We start from the raw sequence: 707 nt of genomic DNA, 5'->3' as shown, positions 1-707 counted from the left end.
AAGTTCTGGAATCTGCAGAACCCGTCGTCGTTGATTTTTGGGCTGAGTGGTGCGGTCCGTGCAAGATGATCGCTCTGAGTCTTGAGGAAATTGCGATCGAACTTGCCGGCAAGGTTAAGGTCGCCAAGCTCAATATTGATGAAAACCCGGAACTGGCAGCTCAGTTCGGCGTCCGCTCGATTCCGACGCTTGCCATCTTCAAGGCTGGTGAAGTTGCCGATATCAAGGTTGGTGCTGCTCCGAAGACCGCTCTTTCGAGCTGGATTTCGAACGCAGCTTAATTTTTGATCGCATACTGAATGAAATAGCCCGGCTTCGACCGGGCTATTTCATTTGGGGGGCGTTCCAGTGTCAGCAAGGACATCGCCGACGAGATAGAGAGAACCGCCGATCAGGATTCGCGGCGGCGGAACCTGCGGATCAAGGGTCTCCTTGATCACGTCCAACGCTTCACCGACTGTGGACATCGGCTCGGCGACAAGGCCAGCATCATAGGCAGAATTTGACAGAACCACAGGATCGATCATCGCGTCGCTGCCGCGGATCGGCACGCAGAAGACCTTTTCCGGCGATGTCACGTTGTCAGCGGCTTAACGGTTGTCTGGTAATGGGTTGGGATGAACAGTCCGACCGTAAGCTACAAGAACCACCGCTTTCCACCGCAGATCATCGCCCGTGCGGTCTGGCTGTATTTTCGGTTCCCTTTG

General features: G+C 54.7%; 1 protein-coding gene and 2 pseudogenes. 2 read left to right on the top strand and 1 reads right to left on the bottom strand.

Going from position 1 to position 707, the window contains the following annotated elements; translation table 11 throughout:
• Positions 1-281 (top strand): thioredoxin (gene trxA, locus BN1800_RS39620; protein WP_087006380.1); only part of this gene is annotated, 281 nt, incomplete at its 5' end.
• A gap of 48 nt (positions 282-329) precedes the next feature.
• Here the strand turns inward: trxA and BN1800_RS39615 are convergent.
• Positions 330-566 (bottom strand): annotated as a pseudogene (locus tag BN1800_RS39615) (bifunctional folylpolyglutamate synthase/dihydrofolate synthase); the annotation flags it as partial.
• Positions 567-571: 5 nt separating this feature from the next.
• Between BN1800_RS39615 and BN1800_RS39610 the strand changes: the two are divergent.
• Positions 572-707: pseudogene (locus BN1800_RS39610) on the top strand (IS6 family transposase); the annotation flags it as partial.

Origin of the sequence: Rhizobium sullae (assembly GCF_900169785.1) — a bacterium.
Lineage (GTDB): Bacteria > Pseudomonadota > Alphaproteobacteria > Rhizobiales > Rhizobiaceae > Rhizobium > Rhizobium sullae.
Note: the sequence above shows the minus strand (reverse complement) of the source record. Positions and strands in the feature narration are given on the sequence as shown.